Source organism: Rhodococcus sp. P4_C10, assembly GCF_056402135.1.
Genome location: NZ_JBFUHZ010000042.1, coordinates 18,455 through 43,352 on the forward strand (window position 1 = coordinate 18,455; position 24,898 = coordinate 43,352).

The following is a 24,898-nucleotide window of genomic DNA, read 5'->3' on the forward strand; positions in this document are numbered from 1 at the left end:
GTTGGACACTCGGGAGAGTGAGCAAGTCATCTGCCAGTACGCCCTCCGTGCCGCCGCCCGTCGACACCCTGACCGCGCGGGGCCGAAAGACGCGGGACAGCTTGCTCGATGCGGCGCGCAAGGTCTTCGAGGAGGTCGGGTTTCTCGACACCCGCGTTGAGCTGATAGCGCACGAAGCGTCCGTCTCCTACGGGACCTTCTATCGGTACTTCGAGTCGAAGGAAGATGTGTTCAAGGAGTTGAGCACCCGGCTTTTCGACGATGTGCACCGCCGTGAACCTCTCGACCCCGACCTGTCGCCGGCCGCCAGGCTGACTGCGACGAACCGGTCGTACTACCAGGCGTACCGGCGTAACGCGAAGCTGATGGCCATCGTCGAGCAGGTCGCGACGTTCAACAGTGAATTTCGCGAACTTCGCCACGAGCATCGTCGAGGGCTGATCGATCGGACGGCCCGTGCCATCGCTCGCTGGCAGGAGCAGGGCGACGTCCGATCGTCCCTCGATCCGGTGATGGCTGCTCGTGCCATGGCCGCGATGGTCGACCACAGCCTGTACCTGTGGCTTGTCCAGGGTGACGAGGCGGACGAGGAGAGCCTGCTCGACACCCTGGATCAGATGTGTATCGGTGCGCTCGGTCTGGACTTCGGCGATGCCGAGTCCGCACACGGGTACACCGATCCTTCGGTCAGCCCTTCATCGTGAGGTAGCCGACGCCACCGACCGCCGACCGCCGACCGCCGTCCACGTCTCGGAATCGTTGTGGTCAGGCGACGCTGGGCACTTGACGGTCGGCGGCCGTCTTCGGTTCGTGTGCGGCGTCGGTGTCGGTGAACGTGTCTGTTCAGCAGGCGAACTCATTCCCTGCCGAGCTGTCCGTCGTATGGGTTCGGGGGAGTTCGCATCATCGGAACTCGGCGGCGATGCCTCGGCCGATCGGGTACTCCGTCATCTAGCCGAAGCCGCCGAGCAACTGCGGGCAGCGGTGATTGCAGCTACGGCGATGGAGATCCGCTCGAGCGGCAGGTTCTCCATCAGGTGAGGACATCCCCGGCCCTCGGTTCCGAGCAGGTTTCGGCCGGCACGCGCACGTCCTCGAAGTCCAACTCTGGGGAACCGGGGCGGTCAGGAACCCGAGCTGCCTGCCGAGCCCGAGGTGCCGGCCAGATCCGAGCTGCCTGCCGAGTCCGCGGCGGAACCGGCCGCGCCGGGCAGGTTGTTGCCGTCCGAGTCGGGCCGGTGGATCTTGACGGTGACCGGGCCCGTGCCGTCTGCCTCGACGGTGACCGTGCGGGCGCCCGCGGGGGAGGTCGTGTGGCCGCCGGTGACCTCGGTGACGTAGCCGGCGGGGTAGTGCCGGTCGGACACGTAGATCTCGGTCGGCCTGCTCGACGGCCGCGGGGTGTACGAGTACTTGAAGTCGCCGCCTTCCGGGTTGAACTTCAGAGTGCCGGGGGTGCCGGCGGTGGCTTGCGGGTAGGTGCGCACCAGCTGATCGCCGACCTCCCCGTGGAACGGATCCGCGCCGCCGCGGGGGCCGAAGATCGACGTGTACTGCCAGTAGTGCCAGCCGACGAAGCGTTCGTCGGCGCGAGACGTGGTGGCTTCCAGCGTGTCCGGGTCGACGTCGCCGAACTCGGTCACCAGGGCCGGTCGGTTGGTGCGGCGCATGAGGGAGTCGGTTCTGGCCCATGTGCTGTCGTGCTGGGCCGGGCACAACACCTTCACGCCCTCCGGGAATCCGCTGTAGATGCTCATCTGACTGGGGATGCAGTAGTCGTGCACAGAGAGGGCGACGTTGGGATCGGCGATCGGCGGCGTCGCGGGCGGATTGCCCAGGTTGCTGGGCATCAACTGATTCCACGTCACGTTGGGCTCCCAAAAGACGGGAACCGCGGCGCTCGCATTCCGGACGTGGTCGGTCAGCTTCTGCATCGCGGCCTGGTACTTCCCGTCGAACTCTGGGCAGCCGTTCGGGAAGCAGGTCACGAAGGGCGAACCCGGCCAGGGCTCGTTCATCAGCTCGATGCCGAGCACCGCCGGATTCCCCTCGACCTTCGTGGCCAGCGCCGCCAGCGCGTTGCCGAGGTGGTCGAGTACCCCGTTCTTGTTGGACCAGACCTCGTCCCAGCCGATGTTCATGCTCGGCATCAGGTAGTTCATCGGGAATCCCGGGTTCGGTTCGCCGGGGAAGGGTCGCGCCTTGATGGACCACTCCGGAAATCCGTTTCCGTCCCAGGCCGGGCTCAGTCCGTCCTGGTGGTTGTCCAGTAGGACGTAGATACCGCGGGTGCCGAGGACGTCGACCGTGTCGGCGATCCGATCGAGGTATTCAGGGTCGATCCGGCCCCGCTCGGGCATCAGGCCGTCGAAGGACACGCCAAGGCGAACGGTGTTGAACCCGTGCCGGGCGAGCAGATCGGCGTCGGCGGCGGTGAGCGTCAGTCCGTCCCCGGGGGTGACGTACGGCGCTTCCTTGTCGACGTTGTTGAACCCGTGCAGCAGGAGCGTGCGCCCGTGCCCGTCGACGAGGGACCGGCCCTCGACGCGGACCTGGCTCACCGGTGTCGTCGGTGCTTCGTCGGCGCCGGCCACCGCCGGCGTGGATGCGAACAGTGTTCCGAGCACCGCGATGCTTGTCGCGAGCAATCTGCGCATGACATTCCTTTGGAATTCAAAAAACAATTGGACGCTTGTTTAACTGATGGGCGCAAGGCGCCTTGCGCCCTGGTTCGCCGACCCGAGGGAGCTGGGCGCGTCGGCGAACTGTCGGCCGGGCCGGACTACTGCCCGATCGCCGCCATGACCTGATCCGCGAGTACGCGCTCACCGTCGGCGTTCGGGTGAACCGGAATCGGATGTGTGGAGCCGATCAGCGGCTCCACCAGTCGCTGACCGACCGGCTTGCAGGCGTCGCGGCCCTCGGACGCCTGTGCCATGTCGACGAAGGTCGAGTCGGTTTCCGCAGCCGCGCGCCTGACGGCGTCGTTGAGCATGGCCTGCATCTCGCGCAGGTAGCGGACGTCGCCCTCGGCAACCGGCATCTGGGGAAAGCAACCGCCGCTGGCGGGTAGCACCCACGGGTAGCCGACGATGACGACACGGGCGCGCGGTGCCTTGGCATGGATGTCGCGCAGCGCGGTGACCAGCGCGGGGTAGGTCTGGTTGACGATCGGATCGGTCAGGCTGGTCCCGTACTGCGTCTTGCAGGGGTCGACCGCGCCGGGGTGCGTCGCCGTTGTGCGGATGCAGGTGGCCATCGCGCCGGAGAAGGTGTCGTTGTTGTTGCCGCCGATCATCAGGGTGACCAGTTCGGTTGTCGGCGTGAGCGCCTCGAGCTGCGGTCGCATGCCCTCGTGCTGGGCGCGGTAGAAGGCGTCCGTATCGGCGCCGCCGCAGCTCACGTCGGTGAGCTGGTAGCCGAGCTGCGCGGCCACGATGTGTGAGAAGTTCTGCTCGGACTGGAAGCATTTCGGCTCTTGGCTGGGTGCGATCGGGAAGATGCCTGATCCGGCGCTGAAGCTGTCGCCGAGATTGACGTACTCGAGACTTGGCTGGGGATCGGCCGGTGTGGATGCCGATGCGGACCCGCCCGACGTGACCCCAATGACGGCGACCATTGCTCCCAGTGTCGCGACGAACCGCCTGACTCCAGCCTTCAACCCCATGGTGTTCTCCCTTTGTCGTGTGGCATCGGCGGTCGCACGACCGCTCACGTCGTGGCGTCACGTCAGACCGAAAACGACATTTTCGCCCTGACGTTGGCCGAGGCTACCGGACTGTGCGCCGGAGGGGAATGGGTCGCTGGCCGGGGGGGGTGGCCAACCAGCAGCAGCGCGAATGGGATGGACTCGCCGGCGGGCTGCAGCGGACGTAGTTCCTCCGCCGCGCGTGAAGGAGGTGCCGCAAGACGGCGGCCGTGCCTTATCACCGCGTACTCTATGAAGTCAACACTTGACGTAGCCCATGTGGGTCAGATTACATCTAAGCCCTAAGTGGTTAAGCGCTTAGATAAATGTCATCGACCCGTCAGAGGAACCCCATGACCATGGTTTCGCCCCTCACGGCCGGCACGGCCGAGATGATCAGTGCTCGACTCGAGCGCTTGCCGATGAGCCGGTGGCACGTCAAAGCGCGCGTGATCGTCGGCGCCGTCACCTTCTTCGACGGCTTCGATCAGCTGATGATCGCGTACTCGTTGCCGCAACTGGCGCCCAAGTGGGGACTGTCGGGCTCGGGCATCGCCTGGGTGATCGCGATCGGCGGCATCGGCATGCTGCTCGGTGCGCTCGGCGGCGGCTGGTTGGCGGACCGGGTGGGCCGCCTCAACGTGATCATGGGCTCGCTCGCGCTGTACGCAGTGATGAGCCTGGGAATGGCGTTCACCGACAGCCTCGAGCTGTTCCTCGTCTTCCGATTCATCCAGGGCATCGGGCTCGGCGCCGAGGTCCCGGTCGCGGCCAGCTACATCGGAGAGATCACCAAGGCCCACAAGCGCGGCCGGTTCGTGCTGATGTACGAGGTGATCTTCCCGATCGGCCTGGTCGTCTCGGCGGTGGTCTCCGCCTGGGTGGTTCCGAACTTCGGTTACAAGGTGCTGTTTGCGCTCGGCGCCCTGCCGCTGCTCTTGCTGCCGCTGCTGCGCAGGCTCCCCGAATCACCCCGCTGGCTCGCCTCCCGCGGCCGCATGGACGACGCCGAGCGCGCGATGACCGTGATCGAGGACGAGATCACCACGAAGTACGGAAAGGCGCTCCCGGAGCCGGTACCGCTCGCGGCCGCACCGGTGCAGATCAAGCGGGCCAAGTTCAAGGAGCTGTTCCAGGGCGTCTACCGGCGGCGGACGTTGATGCTCGCGTCGATCTGGCTGACCGCGTACTTCGTCAATTACGGCATCGCCGCCTGGTTGCCCACCCTCTACAGCAAGGTGTTCCACCTCAGCGTGGACACCGCCCTGCACTACAGCATCGTCACCTCGGTCGCCGGCCTCGTCGGCTGTGTCCTCGTGGCCCTGCTGATCGACAACCTCGGTCGCCGGATCTGCATCTCGGTGTCGATGGTCCTGTGCAGCACGATGCTGTTCATGCTGGCCGCGACCGGCACCGACTCGGCGACAAAGGTGCTGTTCTGGTCCGCCGGATCCGCGCTGTTCGTGTTCGCCGTCAACATGGCCCTGTACGTCTACACCGCCGAGCTGTACCCGACCCGGATGCGCGCCCTCGGCTGCGCGTTCGGCGGGGCCGCCGGCCGGCTCGGGATCGTCATCGGACCGCTGGTGGTCGGCTTCGTCCTCGACAGGGGCAGCTCGCTGACCGTGCTGTTCGCCATGTTCGGGGTCGTCGCACTGGTCGGCGCGGCCGTGGTCGCGGCGTTCGCGGTGGAGACCAAGGAAAAGACCCTCGAGGAGATCTCCCAGTGAGCACGTCATACGAGGTGGCCGGGGCATTCGAACCCGTGCAGAACGAGATCTTCATCGGCGGCTGCTGGAAGCGGGGCGCCGGGGCCGACGGCGCGGTGGTCGATCCCGGCACCGGCCAGGTCCTGCAGACCGTCAGTCAGGCCACTCTCGACGAAGTGGACACCGCGGTGGCGCAGGGCGCGGCCGCCGCCGCGGACCCCGCATGGCGGGCCCTACTCCCGCATCAGCGGGCCCGGTTCCTGCACCGGATCGCGGACGCCATCGACCGAAACGCCGAGCGGCTCGCCCTGCTGCAGAGTTACAACACCGGCAAGACGCTCGCCGAGACGCGGGGCCTGGTCTCCAGCGCGGCAGGAACGTTCCGGTACTTCGCCGCGGTGCTCGAGACCGCCGACGAGGACCTGACCACCCAGCGCGGTAATTACCTGACGATGAGCGTGCGCGAGCCGATCGGCGTCGTCGGGGCGATCGCGCCGTGGAACTCCCCGGTCGCAAGCGACGCGCAGAAGATCGCGCCCGCCCTCGCCGCAGGCAACGCGGTGGTCCTCAAGCCGGCGGAGTGGACGCCCCTGGTGTCTCTGGCACTGGCACGGATCATCGACGAGGCCGGGCTGCCGAGCGGCCTGCTGTCGGTGCTGCCGGGAAAGGGGTCGGTGATCGGGGACGCGATCGTCAACCACCCCGGCGTCGGGAAGGTGACGTTCACCGGCGGCACCAGGACCGGCCGGATGGTTGCGCACGCCGCGGCCGAGAAGCTGATGCCGGTCTCGCTCGAGCTCGGCGGCAAGTCGCCGACCATCGTGCTCGCCGACGCCGACGTCGAGCAGGCGGTCAACGGGATCATGCACGGGATCTTCTCCTCCACCGGGCAGAGCTGTATCGCCGGCTCCCGACTGTTCGTGGACCGGCGGATCTACGACGACTTCCTTGCCCGGCTGGTCGAGAAGACCACCCGGCTGCGGGTCGGGCCCGGCCGCGAACCGGGCACCCAGGTGGCGCCGATGGTGCACGCCAAGCACCGCGATTCCGTCGCCCGCTACGTCGACCTCGCCCGCGCCGAGGGTGGTCGAATCCTCTGTGGTGGAGGAATTCCCGACGACGACCGGCTGCGCGACGGGGCGTACTACCTGCCGACGGTGATCGACGGGCTGACCAACGACTCGCGCACCTGCCAGGAGGAGATCTTCGGTCCGGTGCTGGTCGCGCTGCCGTTCGACGGCGAGGACGACCTGCTGGCGCAGGCGAACGACTCGGTGTTCGGCCTGGCGTCGGGGATCTGGACCGCGGACTACCGCACGGCGTGGCGGCTGGCACGACGGCTGCAGGCCGGCACCGTGTGGATCAACACCTACAAGCAGTTCAGCATCTCCACGCCGTTCGGCGGCGTGAAGGAGAGCGGGCTCGGGGTGGAGAAGGGACGCGCCGGCATCGCCGCCTACTCCCGGCAGAAGAGCATCTACCTCGGGCTCGACGACCAGCCGAACCCCTGGGCCGACTGACCTGACCCGGGGTGGGGAGAAGAAAATCTCGGGACCCCTTCACACCTATATATTTAAGCGCTAAGATATTGAGACCTAAGTCACTGGAGGCAAGGCCATGAACGAACCGATCGCGCGCCTGCGGTCCCTGCGCTCGGTGGAGCTGCGGACCACGGCTTGCACCGATTCCACGGACTTCTACTCGGAGGTCTGGGGCCTGCGTGTCGTGGAACAGGGCACCGACGCGGCCTGGCTCCGCGGCACCGGCGATCAGCATCACGCTCTGCAGCTCACCGCCGCCGACCGCAACGGACTGGGCCGGATCACCTTTGCTGTCGGCACGCCCGCCGAGGTGGACGAGGCGGCCCGACGCCTCGAGTTGCGCGGCATCCCGCTCGTCTCCGGGCCCGGTCCCTCCGGCGGTGTCGGCGGGGGATACGGGCTGGCGTTCGTGGACCTCGAGGGCCGTGTCATCGAGCTTCTCGCCGACACCCTCGCGGTGCCCCGGCTCGGCCGCGAGGACGCGGTCCCGGTCGGCGTCACGCACGTGGTCCTCAACACCGTCGACATCGACGCGGCCGTGCGTTTCTACGGCGACGTCCTCGGCATGCGGGTCTCGGACTGGTCCGAACACCAGATGGCGTTCCTGCGCTGCAACTCCGACCACCACAGCATCGCCTTCAACCAGGCGCAGTGGACGTCGGTGAACCACGTCGCGTACGAGATGTCGACGGTCGACCACTTCATGCGGGGCATCGGCCGGCTGCGTCAGCACGGCGTGCTGCCGCTGTGGGGCCCGGGCAAGCACGGCCCCGGCGACAACACCTTCTCCTACTTCGCGGATCCCGCGGGCCTGGTGTGCGAGTACACCTCCGGCATCGCGCAGGTCGACGAGGACCGCTGGCTGTGCAAGGTGTGGCGCCGGGTTCCCGAGCTGTCCGACCTGTGGGGCACCGCCGGTCCGCCGTCGAAGGAGGTTCGCGACCACATGGCAGGCGTCGCTGACCCGGGTGCGTTCGAGCGGGTCGCCGCGCTGTCCGCCGAGGCGACCCGATGACCCGCCTGACCGCCGCGCCGGCGAAAATCGCTGTCGTCGGGTACGGCAGCATCGGGCGGACCGTGGTCGAGCGTCTGCTGCTCGGCGCGGTCCCCGACGCCCGGCTGGTCGCGATCGTCGACCAGGATCCGATCACGAATCCGCCTGTCCCGCAGGTGGATCTCGACGAGGCTGTCACGGTCAGCGACGTCGTCGTCGAGTGTGCCGGCCAGTCCGTGGTCGTCGACCACGGCGAGGCGATCCTCGAGGCCGGCCGCGACCTCCTGATCTCCTCGGCCGGCGCGCTCACCGACCCGGACTTCGCGCAGCGGCTGCGTAAGACCGGTCCGGGGCGGGTGCTGTGCACCACGGGCGCGATCGGCGGACTCGACCTGCTCGCCGCCGCCTCCGACGCCGCCGCATTCGACACCGTGACGGTCCGGACGACCAAGAAGCCCGCCGCGCTGGTGCAGCCGTGGATGGACGCCGAGCGGGCCGCCGAGATCACCTCGGCGACGCTGCCGATGCTGGTGTTCGAGGGTGACGCGACACAGGCCGCGCGGCTGTTCCCGCGCTCGCTCAACGTTGCGGCCGCGGTGTCGTTCGCGGTGCAGGACGCGCACCTGGTCCGGGTGGAGCTCGTCGCCGACCCGGGCGCGGACCTGACCCGGCACGTGATCAGCGCGCGGGGTCCGATGGGACGCTACGAGTTCCAGATCGAGAACCTGCCCAGCCCGGACAACCCGCGCACCAGCGGGATCGTCCCGTTCGCGGTGCTGCGGTCGCTGTCCACGCTGCTCGGGCGACCCGGACTGATCGGATAGAAGTGATGGCAGACCTCCACGTCACCGACGTCGGCACCGGACCCGCGGTGCTGCTGCTGCACGGGATCGGCGGCAGCGCCGACTCGTTCGCTCCGCAGTTCGACGAGCTGGCCGGACGGCTTCGGCTGTTGGCCTGGGACGCACCGGGTTACGCCCGCTCCGCGGACCCGGACGGCCCGCTGAGCCTCGACGACTACGCCGACGCCGCCGCCGAGGTGATCCGCGACCGCTGCGGCGACAGCGGCGCGCACGTCCTCGGGATGTCCTGGGGCGGGGTGATCGCCACCCGGCTGGTGCTGCGGCACCCGGAACTGGTGCGCAGCCTGATCCTCGGCGACTCCACCGTGGGCTCCGCCGCGACCGCCGAGTCCGCGGCGGCGATGCGCTCGCGCGCCGGCCAGCTCGCCGAGCTCGGTCCGGCCGAGTTCGCCGCAGAAAGGGCACCCAAGCTGTTGTCCGGCACCGCATCCGACGAGCAGGTGCGGGCGGCCGTCGCGGCGATGGCCGACGCGATCCGGCTGCCCGGTTACCGCCACGCGGCCGAGTCGATGGCCGCTACCGACCACACCGCGGACCTGACCCGGATCGACACACCGACGCTGGTGCTCTGCGGCGGCGCCGACACCGTCACCGGTGAGGCCTCGAGCCAGGTTCTCGCAGGCGGCATCCCCGGCAGCGTGTTCGTCACCGTGCACGGCGCCGGCCACCTCGCCAACCAGGAACGCCCCGCCGCCTTCAACGCGTGGTTCGAGTCATTCGTCCACATCACCGAGCGCCTTCACAACCACTGACGCACAACCGAAGCAAGGAGAACCCATGTCCAACCAGACCGCCGCACCCGCCCCCGGCACGCTCGAGTACGACTCCGCCGACCTCGCCGACTACACCGACTCGCTGATCCTCACCCGTGCCACCCGGCACGAGGATTTCGACACCCTGAGCTTCCAGGAGAAGGCTGGCCCGCAGTTCCGGCGTGCGCAGATCCGCTACGTCGGGTCCGGCGCCACCGGCAACCACGAGGGCGACACCCGCACCATCGCCTCCCGCGGCTTCACCTTCTCGAACATGCTGCTGCCGCCGGGCGGCGAGGGCCCCGAGCACACCCACCACGACGTCGAGGAGGCCTTTTTCGTCCTCGAGGGCCAGGTCGAGGTCGGAATCCACCGCGACGGCAAGGTCGAGAAGCGCACCCTCGGGTACCGCGACATGATCGTGGTGCCGGCCGGGGTGCCGCGCAGCCTGAAGAACACGGGCGACGTCGACGCGCTGTTCTGCGTCATCATCGGCGCCCAGAAGCCGCAGATCCCGACCTACCCGGAGACCTCGGTCATGCACGGAATCACCCGCGGCTGATGACCGCCGCCGAATCCGGCCTCGACGGTCGCACCATCGTCGTCACCGGCGCAGGCCGCGGCCTCGGCCTGGCCATCGCCCGGCGGCTCGGGGCGGACGGCGCAACGCTGTGGCTTGCCGACGTCCGGGCTGACTGGGGCGAGCCGGCCGCCGAGCAGTTGCGCGCGGACGGCGTCAAGGCCCGGTTTGTCCACGTGGACCTGCGGGCCGCGGACTCGGTGCAGGCAATGGCCGACACGGTGACTGCCGACGGGCCGCTGTACGGGCTGGTGAACAACGCCGCCCTCGCGGACGGCGTGGGCGGCAAGGCTGTTCACGAGCTCGCGGTCGAGGACTGGGACCGGGTGCTGAACGTGAACCTGCGCGGCACCTTTCTGGTCAGCAGGGCGCTGGTGCCCTCGATCATCGAGCACGGCGACGGCCGGATCGTCACCATCGGCTCCGACGCCGCGTTGTACGGCTCGCCTCGGCTGGCTCATTACATCGCCTCCAAGGGCGGTGTCGCGGCGCTGAGTCGCGCCATGTCCCGCGACCTCGGCCCGTACGGCATCACGGTGAACACGGTGTCGCCGGGGCTCACCGAATCCGAGTCGGCGGCAATGGTTCCCGGACATCGTCACGAGTTGTACCGGCTGAACCGGGCGTTGACCCGCCCCCAGCAGCCGGCGGACCTGGTGGGCGCGGTCGCCTTCCTGATGGGCCCGGAGGCCGCCTACATCACCGGCCAGCAGCTGGTGGTCAACGGCGGCTTCGTCCTCAACTGATCACACCCCCCAGACCGACCCCGCACCGAATCGTCTACACCGCAGAGGAATTGCTCGATGGACCTGCAGATGAAGGACCGCACCTACCTGGTTACCGGCGGCAGCTCCGGCATCGGGCTCGCCACGGTGGAACTGCTGCTCGCCGAGGGCGCCAACGTCGTCACCTGCGCGCGGAACCTGGGTCGCCTGGAAGCGGCGATCGCCCCGCTCGGCGACAGCGATCGGATCCACACCGCGGCGTGCGACGTGCGGGACACCGCCGCGGTGCAGCGCATGGTCGCCGACGGCACCGACCGGTTCGGCGGCCTCGACGGCCTGGTCAACAACGCGGGCGGATCCAGGATGAAACCCCGCGACCAGGTCACCCTCGACGACTGGCGCGACGAGCTGGACCTGAAGTTCTCCAGTGTGATCAACACCGTCGAGGCGGCGTTGCCCTACCTGACCGTGTCGCCGGTGGCGTCCATCGTCAACATCAACGCGGTGCTGGCCCGCCAGCCCGAGCCGCGCCTGGTCACCACCAGCGCGGCCAGGGCTGGACTGCTGAACCTGAGCAAGTCGCTGTCGCTCGAGCTGGCCGGTCAGGGCGTTCGGGTGAACTCCGTCGCGCTCGGCCTGGTCGACACAGGACAGTGGCGCCGCCGCTACGAGAAGTCCGGCGCCGCAGCGACCTTCGCCGACTGGGAGGCAGAGATCGCCGCCGACCGCGGTATCGGTCTCGGCCGGTTCGGCCGCGCCGACGAGGTGGCGAACATCATCGCCACTCTGCTCTCGCCGCGGGCGTCGTACGTCACCGGCACCACCGTCGACGTGGACGGGGGAGTGGCGCGCTATGTCTGAGTTCACGAAATCTGTACGCCCCGAAGGGAACACCATCATGACCTCCGAGATCACCGGCAACGGCGGGGACCTGCTCGTGCAGGTGCTCCGCGAGGCCGGCGTCGACACCGTGTTCGGCATCGTCAGCGTGCACAACCAGCCGCTGGTGCAGGCCGTCAGCAAGCACCTGCGGTTCGTGCCGGTGCGGCACGAGGCCACCGCGGTCAGCGCGGCGGACGGCTACGCCCGGGCCACCGGCGGGCTCGGCTGCGCGCTCACCAGCACCGGGACCGGCGCGGGCAACGCGGCCGGCTCGCTGATCGAGTCGCTCAGCGCCGGCACCTCGGTGCTGCACGTGACCGGCAACGTGGAGAGCCGGTACCTGGGCTCGGGTCGCGGCTTCATCCACGAGACCAAGGACCAACTCGGCATGCTCGAGGCGGTGTCGAGCTACGCGGCAAGCATTCTCGACGCCGAGAGTGCGGGCAAGGTGTTGCGCGACGGCATCGCACGGGCGCTCGAGAAGCCGGGCGGCCCGGCAAGCATCGAGTGGCCGATCGATCTGCAGTACGCCGCGCAGACCTTCACCCCGCAGCAGCTCGCCGCGACGGCCCCGGCCCCTGCCGACCCGACCCAGGTCCGAGCGGCGGTCGAGCTGCTGCGCGGGGCTAAGCGCCCGGTGATCTGGGCGGGCGGCGGCGTCGCGCAGGCCGGCCCGCAGCTCACCGAACTGGTCGAGCGTTGGGGGGCGGCGCTGCTGACCAGCAACTCCGGTCGCGGCGCGGTGGCCGAGGACAATGCGCTGTGCATCGGCAACTACGGGAGCTCGCCGCTGGGCCGGGCGCTGCTCGCGGACGCCGACGTGCTGCTCTCGCTGGGCACCCACTTCCGGTCCAACGAGACCGGCGACTATTCGATGCCGGTGCCTGCGGTGCACGTGCAGGTGGACCTCGACGAGAAGGCGCTCGGCCGGGTGTACCCCACGCAGGCGGGGGTCGTCGCGGACACGGCGCAGTTCCTGGACGCGGTGCTGGCCTCGGACATAGGAGCTGCCGTCGATCCGGACTGGACGCGGCGCGCCCGCGAGACCCGCGAGCAGGTGCGCGCGAAACAACGCGCGGGCCTGGGCGACCACGCAGCGCTGTCGGACGCGGTTCGTGCGGTGCTGCCGCTCGACTCCGTCATCGCCAGGGACGTGACCATTGCGTCGAGTTCGTGGGGCAACCGGCTGCTGCCGATCCACGACCCGAAGTCCAACGTCTTCCCGCGCGGCGGCGGCATCGGGCAGGGCCTGGGCATGGCGATCGGTGCCGCGCTGGCCGACGAGACCAGGCCCACGTTGGGCCTGGTCGGCGACGGCGGATTGGCCGTGCACTTCGGCGAGCTGCTCACGATGGCCCAGGAGCAGCCGTGGCTTGTGCTGTTGGTCTGCAACGACGGCGGCTACGGCGTGCTGCGAAACATGCAGAAGGGCGGCGGTCAGGAGACGTACGCCGTCGACCTGGTCACCCCGGACTTCGCGTTGCTGGCAAGGTCGATCGGGGTGCCGTACCAGCGGATTTCCGGTGCCTCCGAGGCGCGTTCCGTGCTCGAGTACGCGGTGGCGCTGCGCGGTCCGGTGATCGTCGAGGTCGACCTCGCCGCGTATGGCGAGATGCCGTCGCCGTTCACCCCGCCGGTGACGGTGCCGGGGACCGCGGCGCACTAGAACCCGACCGGGATGGCGGCGTGGCACCGGTGTCGCGTCGGTGCCACGCCGCCATTCCGCGTTCAGGGCCGAAGAAAAAGATGTTCGGGCGGGCTGTGGCGCAGATTACATCTTAGCGCTAAGCTATTGAGCACTGAATGAACTGACCTCGGTCGGTGACGAGAGGTAGCGAGGATGAAACTCGAAACGGGAACCGTCGAGCTGGTGGTCCGGCAGATGCGGTGGGAGTCGAACGACGTCATGTCGGTCCGGCTCGAGCACGGTGACGGCGGCGCGGTCGCGGCCTGGACGCCCGGCGCGCATCTCGACCTCCACCTCGGCAAAGGCCTGGTCCGGCAGTACTCGCTGTGCGGCGATCCCGACGACAAGACCGGCTACCGCATCGCCGTGTTCCGTGATCCCGCGAGTCGGGGCGGATCCCGGCACGTGCACGATGTCCTGCGCCCCGGCCACACGGTGCCCGTCAGCAACCCGCGCAACAATTTCGAGCTGCTGGACTCGCCGAAGTACGTGTTCATCGCCGGCGGCATCGGCATCACCCCGATCCTGGCGATGATCGGCGAGGCCCAGCGCCGCGGCGCTGCCTGGGAACTGCACTACGGCGGCCGAAGCCGCGAGGGCATGGCCTTCCTCGACGAACTCCGCGAGTTCGGCGACCGCGTCCACGTGGTCAGCGAGGACCGTGAGGGGGCCCTCGACCTGGCGGCCCTGCTCGCCACCCCACACGCCGACACGCTGGTGTACACCTGCGGGCCCGAGGGCCTGCTCTGCGCGGTGGAACGGATCGGTGCGGACTGGCCGGCCGGGGCCATCCAGCTCGAGCGATTCAAGCCGAAGGCGCGCGCCAGGGACGAGGAGCCCGACGCCGACCGCCCGATCCGTGTGGTGTGCAGCCGCTCCGGGATCAGCGTCACCGCCGCACCGGACAAGACCATCCTCGACGCGCTCGAGGGCGCAGGGATGAACCTGCCGAACTCGTGCCGTGAGGGCATGTGCGGCAGCTGCGAAACGCGCGTGCTGCAAGGGGTTCCGGACCACCGGGACTCCGTGCTGTCGAGCGCCGAAAAGAATTCCGGCAAAACCGTCATGATTTGCGTCTCGCGGGCCCGCACCGACGAGCTCGTACTGGACCTGTAGGAGGAACCCGATGAGTCTCTATCTTGTTGAACACCAGTCGCGTTCGGGGGGCCCCACCCCGTACGAGCTGAAGCTCGCCGGCGCCATCGAGGAGGTGTTCGGGGAGGGCGGTCACGGACTCGAGGAACTCGTCGAGGGCCTCAACGAGCGTGGCATCCACGGCCCCGACGGGCAGCCGTGGAGCAGCGAGACCTTCACCGCCGAGATCGCCCGGATGGGAGCACAGTAATGGCGAACGTACTCAACCGCGGACCGCTGTCGAGTGAGCAGATCTTCACGACAGGCATGCGCGACCAGTGGCATGCGGTGTGTCCGTCGCACTTCGTCGAGCGGGGCGGCATGCACCGCGTCACCCGGCTCGGAGAGGACTGGCTGCTCTTCCGGCAGGCCGATGGCACGGTCCGGATGCTGGCCGACCGGTGCCCGCACCGCGGCGCCCCGCTCTCCCAGGGGCAGCACCTCGGCGACCGGATCGCCTGCAAGTACCACGGCGTCCAGGTCGACGGCGACGGCACCGTCGTCTCGGTGCCCGGCATGCCGGGCTGCAACCTGGAGGGCAAGCGCCTGGTCACCAGCCTGCCCGTGCAGGAGGTCGGGGGCGCAATCCTCGCCTGGTTCGGCACCGATCCCAGCGCCGAGCCGGCGCCGCTCCAGCTGCCCGATCCGCTTGTCGACGAGGGTGTTTCGGCCTTCCTGTGCTACGCCGAGTGGGAAACCCCATGGCGCTTCACCCTCGAGAACCTGCTCGACCCGATGCACGGCGCTTTCCTGCACCGGGAGTCGCACTCGATGTCCGGTGGCGAGACCTCTGCCCGATTCCGGATCCGAGAGACCGAGCGCGGCTTCTTCTTCGAGAAGACCGACCAGCGCGGAGTGAACTTCGACTGGGTGGAGTTCTGCCGCACCGGCGCGGATTGGGTGGACCTGGAGATCCCGTACCCCGCGACGGCCGGCCCCGGCGGGCCGTTCGGCATCGTCGGCATGGGCACCCCGATCGACGCGCACACCACCGCGGTGTTCTTCTGGCGCTACCGCCGCGTCAGCGGCTGGGAACGTGATGTGTGGCGGTTCCTGTACCGCACCACGCTCGAGGAGCGGCACTGGGTGGTGCTCGAGCAGGACAGAGTGATGCTCGAGGGCATGGCCCACGACGCAGACCAGGCCGAGAACCTCTACCAGCACGACCTCGGGGTGATCCGGCTGCGGCGGCTCTACCTCGCGCAAGCCGAGGAACAGGCGGCCGCGATGGCGCCGACGGAACCGGCGCTCGTATAGCCCAACCGAAAGTTCCCTAATGTCACATCGGCTCACCTCGAGTGACTCAATGTGACATTAGGGAACTTCGGGCCGGTGTACGCGCTATGCGGAATGCTGCTCAGAGTCCGGGGATTCGCTCGACTCGATCGAGTGCTCGAGCTTGCGCAGCAGCCCGGCGAGTTGGTCACGCTCCGCTGCGCTCAGGCCGGCGAGCATCCTGGCCTCGTTCGCGAAATGCTCGAGCGCCGCTTCCTGGATCACCCGCAGGCCCTCGTCGGTGAGCTGGGCGTACACCACCCGGCGATCCTCGGTGTCTCGCTCTCGGGTGACGAGGCCCGCCTTCTCCAGCCGGTCCACCCGCAGGGTCACCCCGCCAGTGGTCACCAGCGACATCTCGGCGAGCTGCCCGGAGGTCATCCGGAACGGCGGGCCCGAACGGCGCAGGGCCGCAAGGACGTCGAAGGATGCGATGTTGATGTCGTGTTTGTCGAAGACTGCGGCGAGCGAGGTCTGGTAGCGCAGATAGCTGCGATGCAGTCGGCCGAAGACGTGCAGGGCGGAGACGTCGAGATCGGGCCACTGACTGGCCCACTGGCTCACGATGTCGTCTACGGCGTCATGAGTGGGTACTGCATCGCGTGCCACGCGAACTCCTCGTCATCCGGGGCATACCTGACAATTGAGTGCCAAGATTTTCATCAGATTACGCGTCCGGGCTAGTTGCCCGTGCCTGCTACGCGCGCAACCGCGTCGATCTCCGCCGATGCGCCGTACGGCAGGCTGCTGACCTCGAGGAACGTCCGGGCGGGGCGGGGCTCGGCGAAGATCCGCTCGAACTGCCGGTTGGCCTCCTCGCGCAGGGTCAGGTCGGTGACGTAGTAGGTCAGCTTGACGACGTCCTGCAGTTCGCCGCCGACGGTCGCGAGGCGCTCGCACATGCGGTCCACGGCGGCGTCGAGCGCAGCCATGCGACCGGGCACGGCCGCGCCCTCGGCGTCGATGGACAATGCGCCGGAGACGAACGCCAGGCCGCCTGCGACGGTCGCGGGGCTGTACGGGTGCTGAGCCGAGACCTCGGTCATTGCGTGCTCACTTTCGGTTGGGGAGGCGGGGTTGCCCGCACCCGCCAATTTACCTTAGCGCTCAACAAAATGCACGGGGTTCTGTTCCGGAGCCTGCCGTTCCGCTGGACATACGTACGTCTGGGATCCGGCAACGTTATGACCAAAATCGGTGGGCGCGTCGGAAGCCGCGTGAATAGACCTGCGGCAGAAGGTCGCTCGCCGTCCGAGCGCTCTGATGGGGAGAGGATCGGCAGACCGCCCATGCGCGAATGGTGGCGAAATGGGACTCGCGACTGGATACCTACGAGGTGGTGGACAACTGAAGACTGCAAGGTCATGGCCACGATGCGCTTCCTGACATTTCAGGTATAGCGTCATCACAGGAAGTCGCGAACTGAGGGAACGCTCGATGATGATCTCTGTGAAGGACAAGCTTGGAAATCTGCCGCTGGAGTTGACCAGTTTCATCGGTCGGCGCCGGGAGATTGACGAGACGAGGAGGTTGCTGGCGACCACGCGGTTGGTGACGTTGGCTGGCATCGGTGGTGCCGGCAAGACCCGGTTGGCGTTGCGGGTTGCGAAGGATTCGCGGCGGGGTTTCGCCGACGGGGTGTGGTTTGTCGCGCTCGGCGATCTGCACGATTCTGCCTTGTTGGCGGAGACTGTTGCCGCTGCACTCGGGCTGCCGAATCAGTCGGGCCGCCCCGTGTCTCGTGTGCTGATCGACTACCTCTCCACCAGGCAGACGTTGGTGGTCCTGGACAATTGCGAGCACTTGGTGGGTGCTGTCGCCGATTTGGCGCAGGCACTGCTGCGATCATGTCCGGACCTACGAATCTTGGCCACGAGCCGCGAGGTTCTCGGGGTGGACGGGGAACGGGTGTTGCGGGTGCCTGCGCTGACGGTTCCGGGCGCGGGGCAAGCCCCGTCGCTGGATGCGATGCCCGGGTACGAGTCGGTGGCGCTGTTCGTCGCACGGGCCGCTGACCGCCAGGCGGATTTCGCGCTCACCGAGGCCAATTGCGCTGCAGTGGCGGGCATCTGCGACAGGTTGGACGGGCTGCCGTTGGCGATCGAGTTGGCGGCGGTGCGGATCCGGGCGATGTCCGCCGAGCAGATCCTGCAGCGCCTGACCGACCGGTACCGGCTGTTGACCGTCGGTTCCCGGGTTGCACCGACCCGGCAACAGACGTTGCGGTCGTGTGTGGACTGGAGCTACGAGCTGTGCGATGCCCGGGAACAGAAGCTGTGGGCCTGGTTGTCGCTGTTCGTGGGCGGTTTCGAGCTGGCTGCGGCCGAGGGCATCTGCCCCGAGGAGCTGGTCGCCGACGATCTTCTCGACGCGGTGGGCTCGCTCGTGGACAAGTCGGTCCTGGTCCGTGAGCAGGCCGGGGCGGTCGTGCGCTTCGGCATGGTCGAGATGATCCGCGACTACGGCCGGGAGAAGTTGCGTGAATCCGGCGACTACGACCGGGCCCAGCGGCGTCACCTCGAGTGGTACGAACGACTGGTGCTGCGTGCGCAGTCCGAGTGGATTGGCCCCCACCAGGCGAACTGGATTGCCAGACTGGATCGGGAACAGCCGAACCTGCGGGGTGCGATGGCGTTCAGTCTGACCGAGCCGATCGTCGACACCGATCCAGATGTCAACGTGCGCATCGTCAATGCGTTGTTCGAGTTCTGGACGTGCCGGGGCCTGTTGTCGGAGGCCAGGCATTGGCTGGGCCGCGCCCTGGCAAGCTCCGGCACCGCGCGGGCCGAGGAACGTCTGAACTCGCTGTACGGCGACAGCGTGTTGGCGGGACTACAGGGTCAACTCGGCGAGGCTGCGGCACGGGTCGCGCTGTGCCTCGAGCTCGCAGCACAGCTGGGAGACGCGGAGTCGCTCGAGGTCGCGAACTTTGCGAGAGGGCATCTCGCCTTGTACAGCGGAGATCTCGCTGGTGCGGTCGAGTGGTACCGGGCCGCTCTCGCAAATGCAGGTGCACCGGTCACGGCCGAGTCCGGTCCGAGTCGAACCGTGTCCCGAACCGCCCGACAGATAGGCGGTCTCCTCGGCCTCGCGCTCGCGAGCGGACTGTTGGGGGACGAGGAGACTGCCGATGCCTGCCATGAGCAGGTGCTGGCGATCACCACCCCTCAAGGTGAGGCCTACTACCGCGCGTACTCGTTGTGCGCTCTCGGCCTGACAGCCTTCCGGGCGGGCGAGGCCGATCGGGCCGCAGCCCTGATGGAACAGACGTTGCGGCTGATCGGAAAGGTCAGCGTCCCGTTCGTGGCTGGCTGGTGCCTGGAGACGTTGGCCTGGGTCGCGATACGCGAACACAAGCCGACGCGTGCCGCCGTCCTGATGGGTGCCGCCGAGAGAATCTCGCAGACGCTCGGGAGTGTTTCGGTGACCCAACCGCACCTGCTCGGGAACCACGACGAATGTGAGGCCGCCACCCGGGATGCGCTTGGGAGTCAAGCCTACAGCGAGGCATTTCGCACCGGTGCCGCCATGGGCATCGGCGACGCTGTCGCCTACGCACTGGGAGACCACCGCGCCGACAAGCCCCCGACAAGATCAGCCGCATCCGTGTTGACTCGCCGCGAAACCGAGGTGGCAAACCTCGTCGCAGCCGGCCATTCGAACAAGGTGATCGCGTCCATGTTGGTGATCTCACCGCGGACTGCCCAGGGCCACGTCGAGCACATCCTGACCAAGCTCGGGTTCACCTCGCGGACTCAGATCGCGGCCTGGATTACCGAGAAGAATTGGAATCGACAGCTCTGATCCGGAGTGGAGGGACCGTCTTGCTGGGACAACATGCGGGTTGTCCCAGCCATCGAGGTTCAGCGCACCAGATGGCCATGGCGAAGTCCGCTTGGCCGTGGGCGATCGGACCCGCTCGGACGAGGGCCGCGTGAGCGCGCCGGAGGGGGGATGCGGTTCGCTCCGTCCAATCATGCTGTCTAACAGGTTCATTCGTGAGGTGTGGGTGGAGGGGCGGTGGGTAGAGAGGAGAGGGGTGTTCACCAATGCCGGTTCGTTCTGCGCCGCATGCGGATTGGATGGTTGACCAGTCGGTGATCTCCCCTGTGGGGGCTCCAGATCACGCAAATCTGGATGGGTTCCAGCGTGGTTGCGACGTTTGGGGATCCAAATGCCTCGGCAACGGACGCGCGTTCGCCCTGGCTTCCGGTCCGAGGGAACCGGGAGCCAGGGCGAACCGTCGACCAGGCCTGACAGTCGCGCCGTGGCGCCACTCTCCGTGAAAACGATATTTTCACTCGGTCTCGACAGAGGCTACGGGACGTTCGCCAGGCCCGCCAGTCCTGTGAGGCGACGCGAACAATCGGCCGGCAGCCGTGCAGCGCGGGACTGTCGTCGAATCCGGACACCGTCCACCTGTCTGTGAACGGTGGCAAGCCTCGGTCGGTCGAATCAAACCTGCGGGTTGGCCGAGGTGGCCCACGCCGCAGAGCGAGGGGCGGGGGCCTGCACGGACATGGGACCGATCAACCGGATGGATCGGTCGCGTCGGGCGCCGTTGTCGCGCTGAAAGAGGTGGCGACGAGTGCGGCCATCTCGGTGAGCCCAGCGACGTCGTTGGGATCGACGAGTCGCTTTTGTGCCTCTGCGCGGCAGGCGACGCCGAAGAACGAGTCGAAGATGATCTCGGCCGCGGCTTGCGCGGGTTTCGTGTCGTCTTCGCCGCGGAGATCGGCGATTGCCTGAACGAGTGGCTGCAGGAGTTGCTCGCGCATCGCTGCGAGTTCGGTGGGGAACACGGTCTCCCATCGGTACGTGTGGAGCAGGATTGCTCGATACCCCTGCAGTGGGTCCTGGGTATAGGGGACGACGACGGCCCGAACCCATGCGTCGACACGTTCGAGCGGTGTGCTCGCCGATGACATTTGTTCGATGACATAGCTGGTTTTCGTGGTGGTGCCATCTTGTAGGACTGCGATGATCAGCTCTTCCTTCGAGTTGAAGAGCCGGTAGAACGCGCGGGTTGCGAGACCCGCTCGCTCGAGGATTGCGGCGACAGGGCGATCCACCTGACCGGTTTCGGCGATGAGGCTGCTGCAGGCGCGAATGAGGCGCTGCGCCTCCGTGAGGTATTCGTCACGCTGCCGTCCCAACAGCCGATCGACGGCAGCGGTAGCGATGGGGTTGACGGCCTCTTTGTCTGCGGAAGTCACCTTGTCAGTCCTCGTGGTTGTGGCGAAGTTGCCAGTCCGCGGAGTCGGGGCCCGTGATTCGCAAGGCTTACTACCGGGACTGCTCGGGACCCCGAGCGTAAATCCCATACTCGAAGTTGAAAATGGCGTTGTCAAAAAGAGCTCACAACGGCTACGCTGCGGCGCACCAATGTGATGCAAGTCATTGGCATCGCCCACCTTGATGGTTTGCCTGGAGGTAACTGTGTTTCTGTCCATGTCGCGTCGCCTTGCGACACCCTTCGTCGCGGTGACCGCTGCCGTGGGCCTGCTCTTCGCAGGTACCGGGGCGGCTCTCGCTGATGACCCGCCGGTCTCTCAGATCTCGGGGACCGCCGCCAACCTCACCTTCAGCGCGAATGTCGTCGGCTCCAGCGTCGTCCACCCGGGTGACACGGTCTCGTTCCAGTACGACATCGCGAAGCCGAGCGGCGTCACTCGCTACGTCACCTCGTGGAAGAGCCTCGTCCCGCCCGGCTTCAGTTACGTGGAGGGCAGCGCGAGCGTCAACTACGGGTTCAAGATCACGAACGTCGAAGCGGACGGTGTGAGGGTCCAGTGCAACTCCGGCTGCAGTGTCCTGGGCGGCGGCTTCGTGGTCGGCAATCCGATCCGCTACACGGTGAGCTACAAGATCCCGGCGGACTTCGCCTTTGGTCGCTACAACACCGGCGTCGGGTTCGACGTCTACTCCTACTCCGGCTCGCAAGGCGGCAGCGGCGTGCAGATCGACGTCGTCGACCCCGCCGTGGATACCACTACCGATCTGCAGATCCCGGCGAACGCCAAGACCGGTGATTCGGTGTCGTTGGCAGCGAACGTCGGCCCGGCCAACGCGGTCGGCACGGTGCAGTTCAAGGACGGTGGCACGAACATCGGTGGTCCGGTGACGGTGTCGGGTGGTGTGGCGACCCTGCCGCACACCTTCGACACGGTCGGTACGCATAACGTCTCGGCGGTGTTCACCGCGGGTGCGGGCTTCCACGACTCGGTGTCGGCCGCGCAGACGGTCGACGTCACCGCGGACACCACCACCACGCTGACCGCTCCGGCCACCGCCGTGGTCGGTGAGGACGTCACCTTTACTGCGTCGGTGGATCCGTCGGCGGCGACCGGTCAGGTGCAGTTCAAGGACGGCGGGGCGAACATCGACGGCCCGATGAACGTGGTGAACGGTCAGGCGAGCGTGACCCGGAAGTTCGTCGAGGCGGGCAGTCACAGCGTCACCGCGAACTTCGTCGGTGCCGGTGGCTACAACGCCTCCAACTCCGCACCCGCCGAGTTGACCGTCAAGGACGCCGACTTCGGTACCACCACCACCGTGCTCGAGCCCGTTACCGCGACCGTCGGCACGCCGGTGAACCTGTCCGCGACCGTCGGTCCGATTCCGACCGGTGGTGACGTGAAGTTCCGCGTCGACGGCGTCGAGGTCGGCTCCGTGCCGGTCGGCACCGGCGACGGAGTCGCGATCCTGCAGCACACCTTCACCGCCCCCGGCACGGCCAAGGTCGTTGCCGAGTTCACCGGTACCCAGGGCTTCACCGGATCCACCTCGACCGAGTTCGACGTGACGGTCAAGGCGCCGGACACCCGAGAGGCCACCACCACCGCACTGGCGGTCTCCGGAAACGCCGTCGTCGGGCAGGCCATGAGCTTCAAGGCCACCGTCGCACCTGCCGGCGCCAACGGCACCGTCCAGTTCAAGACCGGCACCACCGCCATCGGCGCCCCCGTGCCCGTCATCGACGGCGTCGCCACCCTGACGCACACCTTCGACACGGCCGGGACCTACGGCGTCACCGCCAACTTCGTCGGTGGCGACGCGTTCAAGGACTCCGTCTCCGGCCCGACCGTGGTCAACGTGGCCGCGGCCGGCACGCCCGGCGAAGGCGGAACCGGTTCACTCTCGAGCCTGTTCGGTAGCTGACGTCCGCCGTTGCCGGACCGACCGTAGAGGCGCAGCCCTCCTCGGTCACGGTCGATGCCCCGGGCGAGGTGAACGCCGGCGACCAGTTCGACGTTTCCATCACGCCGCCGCCGATCACCTTCCCGAACTCGGTGTCGGCGGCGACCGTGCAGAACGTCTCGCGGATCAAGATCGACGTCGCCATTCCGCAGAACGCGGAGTTCCTCGGTGCCGACATCGTGCCCGGTACGGGCTTCGGGCTCAGCGGCGTTACGCCGAACATATTGCGAGTCAACGAGAACGGCAACGTCGACCCGAACGGGACCATTATCCGTCTCTCGGGCAACAACGCGGTGATCGGAAACGGTCCCAATTCCAGCAAGAGCTCCGAGGGAGGCATCGTCGCGAAGGCGGTGTCCGGCACGAACACCACCTTCCAGCTGCCCCAGGTCAAGGCGCGACTGAGGGCGGGCGCGTCCGGCGACGTCGACATCAAGCTGCGCACCGCCGGCGCTGCAGGCCAGTGGGCGAACGATGCGAACTTCCTGACGTTCCTGCCGAAGGCCACGGCTCTGTTCGTCACCGCATGGGCCCCCACCCAGTGCACCCCGCGTGACGGCGCCAGCGCGCCCCTCAACTCGGGTGCCGGCGCGCTGGCGACGACGAGGATCGTCGAGGCCGACAAGGCGACCACGACGACGATCGTCGGACCCGGCGCCGTCAAGAACGGCACCCCGGTCACCTTGACCGCCAACGTCGCTCCCGGCGCCAACGGCGGCACCGTGCAGTTCAAGGACGGCGGCGCCCCGCTCGGCGACCCGGTCACCGTCGCGGGCGGCAGCGCGTCGATCTCGCCGACCTTCACCACCGACGGCGACCACTCGATCACCGCCGAGTACTCCGGCGCCACCGGCTTCCTGGCGTCCACCTCGGCCGCCAAGGTCGTCACGGTGACCACGGACGCACCCCCGGACGCGCCGACCACCACGACGGTGACCGCGCCGAACAACGCCAAGGTGGGCCAGGACGTCAACCTGACCGCGAAGGTCGATCCCGCGGGCAGCGGCGGCACAGTGAACTTCGTGGTCGACGACGGTGCCCCCATTCCGGGCATGGTCGGCACCGACGGCGTGGCAGTCGCGCCGTACACCTTCACCAGCACTGGTACCCACAAGGTTGTTGCGAAGTTCACCGGCACAACGGGATTCGCCCCGTCCGCCTCGCTGGCCTACCCGGTCAGCGTCACCACGCCCGCTCCGGCGGACGTGGACACCACGACCACGTTGGCCCCGCTCGGCACGGTCGAGAAGAACGTGCCGGTGGTTCTCGAGGCGACGGTCGACCCGGCCAACGCCAAGGGCAAGGTGCAGTTCAAGATCGGTGACGCACTGATCGGTGGACCGGTCGACGTGGTCGACGGTGTCGCGACCCTCACGACGACGTTCGCCAACTCCGGCACCTACAACGTCACCGCGGAGTTCACCGGTGCCGCGGGGTTCACCAGCTCGTCAGCGGCGCCGCAGACGCTGATCGTGCCCGGCGCGACCAACCCCGGCGGCGGTTTCGGCAGCCTCGGTAACCTGTTCGGTTCCTCCTGACAGGCACCAGCTCGCAAACGGGGTGCGCCGTTGACACAGTCGGCGGCGCACCCCGCGTTCGGGGCATCACTGCCCCGCAACGGCGGGAGTGTCAGATTTCCGGTTGGTCGGGTCTCGCCCGGGTGATCCGGGCCTCGAACGTGGTCGCGGACGCGCGTTCAGCGCTGGCTTCCGCCTCGCTGCCCATCGCGCTCCGACCTTCCCAGTCGGTCCAGTGCCAGGGTGGCGAGATAGAGACATTTCAGCACGGCCTGATCGGTAGAAAAGCGTCCACGGGCGCCGACGGCGCACCGGTACCGCACTGCGAACTGGTCACTGGCGGTAAGGCCG

At 67.9% G+C, this 24,898-nt stretch carries 21 protein-coding genes and 1 pseudogene; 16 read left to right on the forward strand and 6 right to left on the reverse strand.

Annotation, left to right across the window (positions count from 1 at the left end; genetic code table 11):
• Positions 1 to 101 precede the first annotated feature (101 nt).
• The gene (locus AC1DWC_RS21665) at positions 102 to 704 is read left to right on the forward strand and encodes a TetR/AcrR family transcriptional regulator (RefSeq protein WP_477911383.1); all 603 of its coding nucleotides are present in this window, start codon (positions 102 to 104) and stop codon (positions 702 to 704) included.
• A gap of 267 nt (positions 705 to 971) precedes the next feature.
• Here the strand turns inward: AC1DWC_RS21665 and AC1DWC_RS21670 are convergent.
• The 3 genes and pseudogenes from AC1DWC_RS21670 to AC1DWC_RS21680 form a co-directional block, all read right to left on the reverse strand.
• Positions 972 to 1,108, reverse strand: a pseudogene (locus tag AC1DWC_RS21670) (acyl-CoA dehydrogenase); the annotation flags it as partial.
• A gap of 16 nt (positions 1,109 to 1,124) precedes the next feature.
• Complete coding sequence (locus tag AC1DWC_RS21675; RefSeq protein WP_477911385.1) at positions 1,125 to 2,657, reverse strand: endoglycoceramidase I; 1,533 nt, start codon at positions 2,655 to 2,657, stop codon at positions 1,125 to 1,127.
• 125 nt (positions 2,658 to 2,782) lie between these two features.
• Entirely contained in the window at positions 2,783 to 3,619 is an 837-nt protein-coding gene (locus tag AC1DWC_RS21680) for an SGNH/GDSL hydrolase family protein (protein WP_477911387.1), read from the reverse strand.
• A gap of 422 nt (positions 3,620 to 4,041) precedes the next feature.
• On the opposite strand from AC1DWC_RS21680, the gene AC1DWC_RS21685 reads away from it, so the two are divergent.
• From AC1DWC_RS21685 to AC1DWC_RS21740, 12 genes are all read left to right on the forward strand, one after another.
• On the forward strand, positions 4,042 to 5,418 hold the full coding sequence (locus AC1DWC_RS21685; RefSeq protein WP_477911389.1) for an MFS transporter: 1,377 nt from the start codon (positions 4,042 to 4,044) through the stop codon (positions 5,416 to 5,418).
• Between the two features lie 35 nt (positions 5,419 to 5,453).
• On the forward strand, positions 5,454 to 6,917 hold the full coding sequence (locus tag AC1DWC_RS21690; RefSeq protein ID WP_477911441.1) for an aldehyde dehydrogenase: 1,464 nt from the start codon (positions 5,454 to 5,456) through the stop codon (positions 6,915 to 6,917).
• A 97-nt stretch (positions 6,918 to 7,014) separates the two neighbouring features.
• On the forward strand, positions 7,015 to 7,953 hold the full coding sequence (locus AC1DWC_RS21695) for a VOC family protein (RefSeq protein WP_477911391.1): 939 nt from the start codon (positions 7,015 to 7,017) through the stop codon (positions 7,951 to 7,953).
• The gene (locus AC1DWC_RS21700; protein WP_477911393.1) at positions 7,950 to 8,756 is read left to right on the forward strand and encodes an aspartate dehydrogenase domain-containing protein; all 807 of its coding nucleotides are present in this window, start codon (positions 7,950 to 7,952) and stop codon (positions 8,754 to 8,756) included. The genes AC1DWC_RS21695 and AC1DWC_RS21700 overlap by 4 nt, the downstream gene beginning before the upstream one ends.
• A gap of 5 nt (positions 8,757 to 8,761) precedes the next feature.
• Complete coding sequence (locus AC1DWC_RS21705; RefSeq protein WP_477911395.1) at positions 8,762 to 9,547, forward strand: alpha/beta fold hydrolase; 786 nt, start codon at positions 8,762 to 8,764, stop codon at positions 9,545 to 9,547.
• A gap of 25 nt (positions 9,548 to 9,572) precedes the next feature.
• Entirely contained in the window at positions 9,573 to 10,109 is a 537-nt protein-coding gene (locus tag AC1DWC_RS21710) for a cupin domain-containing protein (protein WP_477911397.1), read from the forward strand.
• A complete protein-coding gene (locus AC1DWC_RS21715) occupies positions 10,109 to 10,873 on the forward strand; it encodes a 3-oxoacyl-ACP reductase family protein (RefSeq protein WP_477911398.1) in 765 nt (254 codons plus the stop codon). The genes AC1DWC_RS21710 and AC1DWC_RS21715 overlap by 1 nt, the downstream gene beginning before the upstream one ends.
• A gap of 57 nt (positions 10,874 to 10,930) precedes the next feature.
• Positions 10,931 to 11,713: an SDR family oxidoreductase gene (locus AC1DWC_RS21720; protein WP_477911399.1), complete on the forward strand. Its 783-nt coding sequence runs from the start codon at positions 10,931 to 10,933 to the stop codon at positions 11,711 to 11,713.
• A gap of 37 nt (positions 11,714 to 11,750) precedes the next feature.
• Entirely contained in the window at positions 11,751 to 13,400 is a 1,650-nt protein-coding gene (locus AC1DWC_RS21725) for a thiamine pyrophosphate-binding protein (RefSeq protein ID WP_477911401.1), read from the forward strand.
• A gap of 174 nt (positions 13,401 to 13,574) precedes the next feature.
• Positions 13,575 to 14,537 (forward strand): PDR/VanB family oxidoreductase, encoded by a 963-nt coding sequence (locus tag AC1DWC_RS21730; protein WP_477911403.1) that lies wholly within the window; start codon positions 13,575 to 13,577, stop codon positions 14,535 to 14,537.
• 10 nt (positions 14,538 to 14,547) lie between these two features.
• Entirely contained in the window at positions 14,548 to 14,766 is a 219-nt protein-coding gene (locus AC1DWC_RS21735) for a recombinase-like helix-turn-helix domain-containing protein (RefSeq protein ID WP_477911405.1), read from the forward strand.
• Complete coding sequence (locus tag AC1DWC_RS21740; RefSeq protein ID WP_477911407.1) at positions 14,766 to 15,812, forward strand: Rieske 2Fe-2S domain-containing protein; 1,047 nt, start codon at positions 14,766 to 14,768, stop codon at positions 15,810 to 15,812. Before AC1DWC_RS21735 ends, AC1DWC_RS21740 begins: the two co-directional genes overlap by 1 nt.
• Positions 15,813 to 15,896: 84 nt before the next feature.
• On the opposite strand, the gene AC1DWC_RS21745 is transcribed toward AC1DWC_RS21740, so the two are convergent.
• Positions 15,897 to 16,439 (reverse strand): MarR family winged helix-turn-helix transcriptional regulator, encoded by a 543-nt coding sequence (locus tag AC1DWC_RS21745; RefSeq protein ID WP_477911409.1) that lies wholly within the window; start codon positions 16,437 to 16,439, stop codon positions 15,897 to 15,899.
• 71 nt (positions 16,440 to 16,510) lie between these two features.
• Entirely contained in the window at positions 16,511 to 16,876 is a 366-nt protein-coding gene (locus AC1DWC_RS21750; protein ID WP_477841397.1) for a RidA family protein, read from the reverse strand.
• A 391-nt stretch (positions 16,877 to 17,267) separates the two neighbouring features.
• On the opposite strand from AC1DWC_RS21750, the gene AC1DWC_RS21755 reads away from it, so the two are divergent.
• Complete coding sequence (locus tag AC1DWC_RS21755; protein WP_477911411.1) at positions 17,268 to 19,634, forward strand: ATP-binding protein; 2,367 nt, start codon at positions 17,268 to 17,270, stop codon at positions 19,632 to 19,634.
• A 725-nt stretch (positions 19,635 to 20,359) separates the two neighbouring features.
• Here AC1DWC_RS21755 and AC1DWC_RS21760 read toward each other — a convergent pair.
• Positions 20,360 to 21,046, reverse strand: a complete 687-nt coding sequence (locus tag AC1DWC_RS21760) for a TetR/AcrR family transcriptional regulator (RefSeq protein WP_477911413.1) — start codon at positions 21,044 to 21,046, stop codon at positions 20,360 to 20,362.
• A 268-nt stretch (positions 21,047 to 21,314) separates the two neighbouring features.
• Between AC1DWC_RS21760 and AC1DWC_RS21765 the strand changes: the two genes are divergently transcribed.
• On the forward strand, positions 21,315 to 22,991 hold the full coding sequence (locus tag AC1DWC_RS21765) for an Ig-like domain-containing protein (protein WP_477911415.1): 1,677 nt from the start codon (positions 21,315 to 21,317) through the stop codon (positions 22,989 to 22,991).
• Positions 22,992 to 23,059: 68 nt separating this feature from the next.
• Complete coding sequence (locus tag AC1DWC_RS21770) at positions 23,060 to 24,568, forward strand: Ig-like domain-containing protein (RefSeq protein ID WP_477911417.1); 1,509 nt, start codon at positions 23,060 to 23,062, stop codon at positions 24,566 to 24,568.
• The last annotated feature ends 330 nt before the right edge of the window (positions 24,569 to 24,898 follow it).

What these genes read in the sequence shown, in the direction of transcription:
- AC1DWC_RS21675 (WP_477911385.1), bottom strand. Translation starts at nt 2,657, where the DNA reads ATGCGCAGATTGCTCGCGACAAGCATCGCGGTGCTCGGAACACTGTTC.
- AC1DWC_RS21680 (WP_477911387.1), bottom strand. Translation starts at nt 3,619, where the DNA reads ATGGTCGCCGTCATTGGGGTCACGTCGGGCGGGTCCGCATCGGCATCC.
- AC1DWC_RS21685 (WP_477911389.1), top strand. Translation starts at nt 4,042, where the DNA reads ATGACCATGGTTTCGCCCCTCACGGCCGGCACGGCCGAGATGATCAGT.
- AC1DWC_RS21695 (WP_477911391.1), top strand. Translation starts at nt 7,015, where the DNA reads ATGAACGAACCGATCGCGCGCCTGCGGTCCCTGCGCTCGGTGGAGCTG.
- AC1DWC_RS21700 (WP_477911393.1), top strand. Translation starts at nt 7,950, where the DNA reads ATGACCCGCCTGACCGCCGCGCCGGCGAAAATCGCTGTCGTCGGGTAC.
- AC1DWC_RS21705 (WP_477911395.1), top strand. Translation starts at nt 8,762, where the DNA reads ATGGCAGACCTCCACGTCACCGACGTCGGCACCGGACCCGCGGTGCTG.
- AC1DWC_RS21710 (WP_477911397.1), top strand. Translation starts at nt 9,573, where the DNA reads ATGTCCAACCAGACCGCCGCACCCGCCCCCGGCACGCTCGAGTACGAC.
- AC1DWC_RS21715 (WP_477911398.1), top strand. Translation starts at nt 10,109, where the DNA reads ATGACCGCCGCCGAATCCGGCCTCGACGGTCGCACCATCGTCGTCACC.
- AC1DWC_RS21720 (WP_477911399.1), top strand. Translation starts at nt 10,931, where the DNA reads ATGGACCTGCAGATGAAGGACCGCACCTACCTGGTTACCGGCGGCAGC.
- AC1DWC_RS21725 (WP_477911401.1), top strand. Translation starts at nt 11,751, where the DNA reads ATGACCTCCGAGATCACCGGCAACGGCGGGGACCTGCTCGTGCAGGTG.
- AC1DWC_RS21730 (WP_477911403.1), top strand. Translation starts at nt 13,575, where the DNA reads ATGAAACTCGAAACGGGAACCGTCGAGCTGGTGGTCCGGCAGATGCGG.
- AC1DWC_RS21735 (WP_477911405.1), top strand. Translation starts at nt 14,548, where the DNA reads ATGAGTCTCTATCTTGTTGAACACCAGTCGCGTTCGGGGGGCCCCACC.
- AC1DWC_RS21740 (WP_477911407.1), top strand. Translation starts at nt 14,766, where the DNA reads ATGGCGAACGTACTCAACCGCGGACCGCTGTCGAGTGAGCAGATCTTC.
- AC1DWC_RS21750 (WP_477841397.1), bottom strand. Translation starts at nt 16,876, where the DNA reads ATGACCGAGGTCTCGGCTCAGCACCCGTACAGCCCCGCGACCGTCGCA.
- AC1DWC_RS21755 (WP_477911411.1), top strand. Translation starts at nt 17,268, where the DNA reads ATGATGATCTCTGTGAAGGACAAGCTTGGAAATCTGCCGCTGGAGTTG.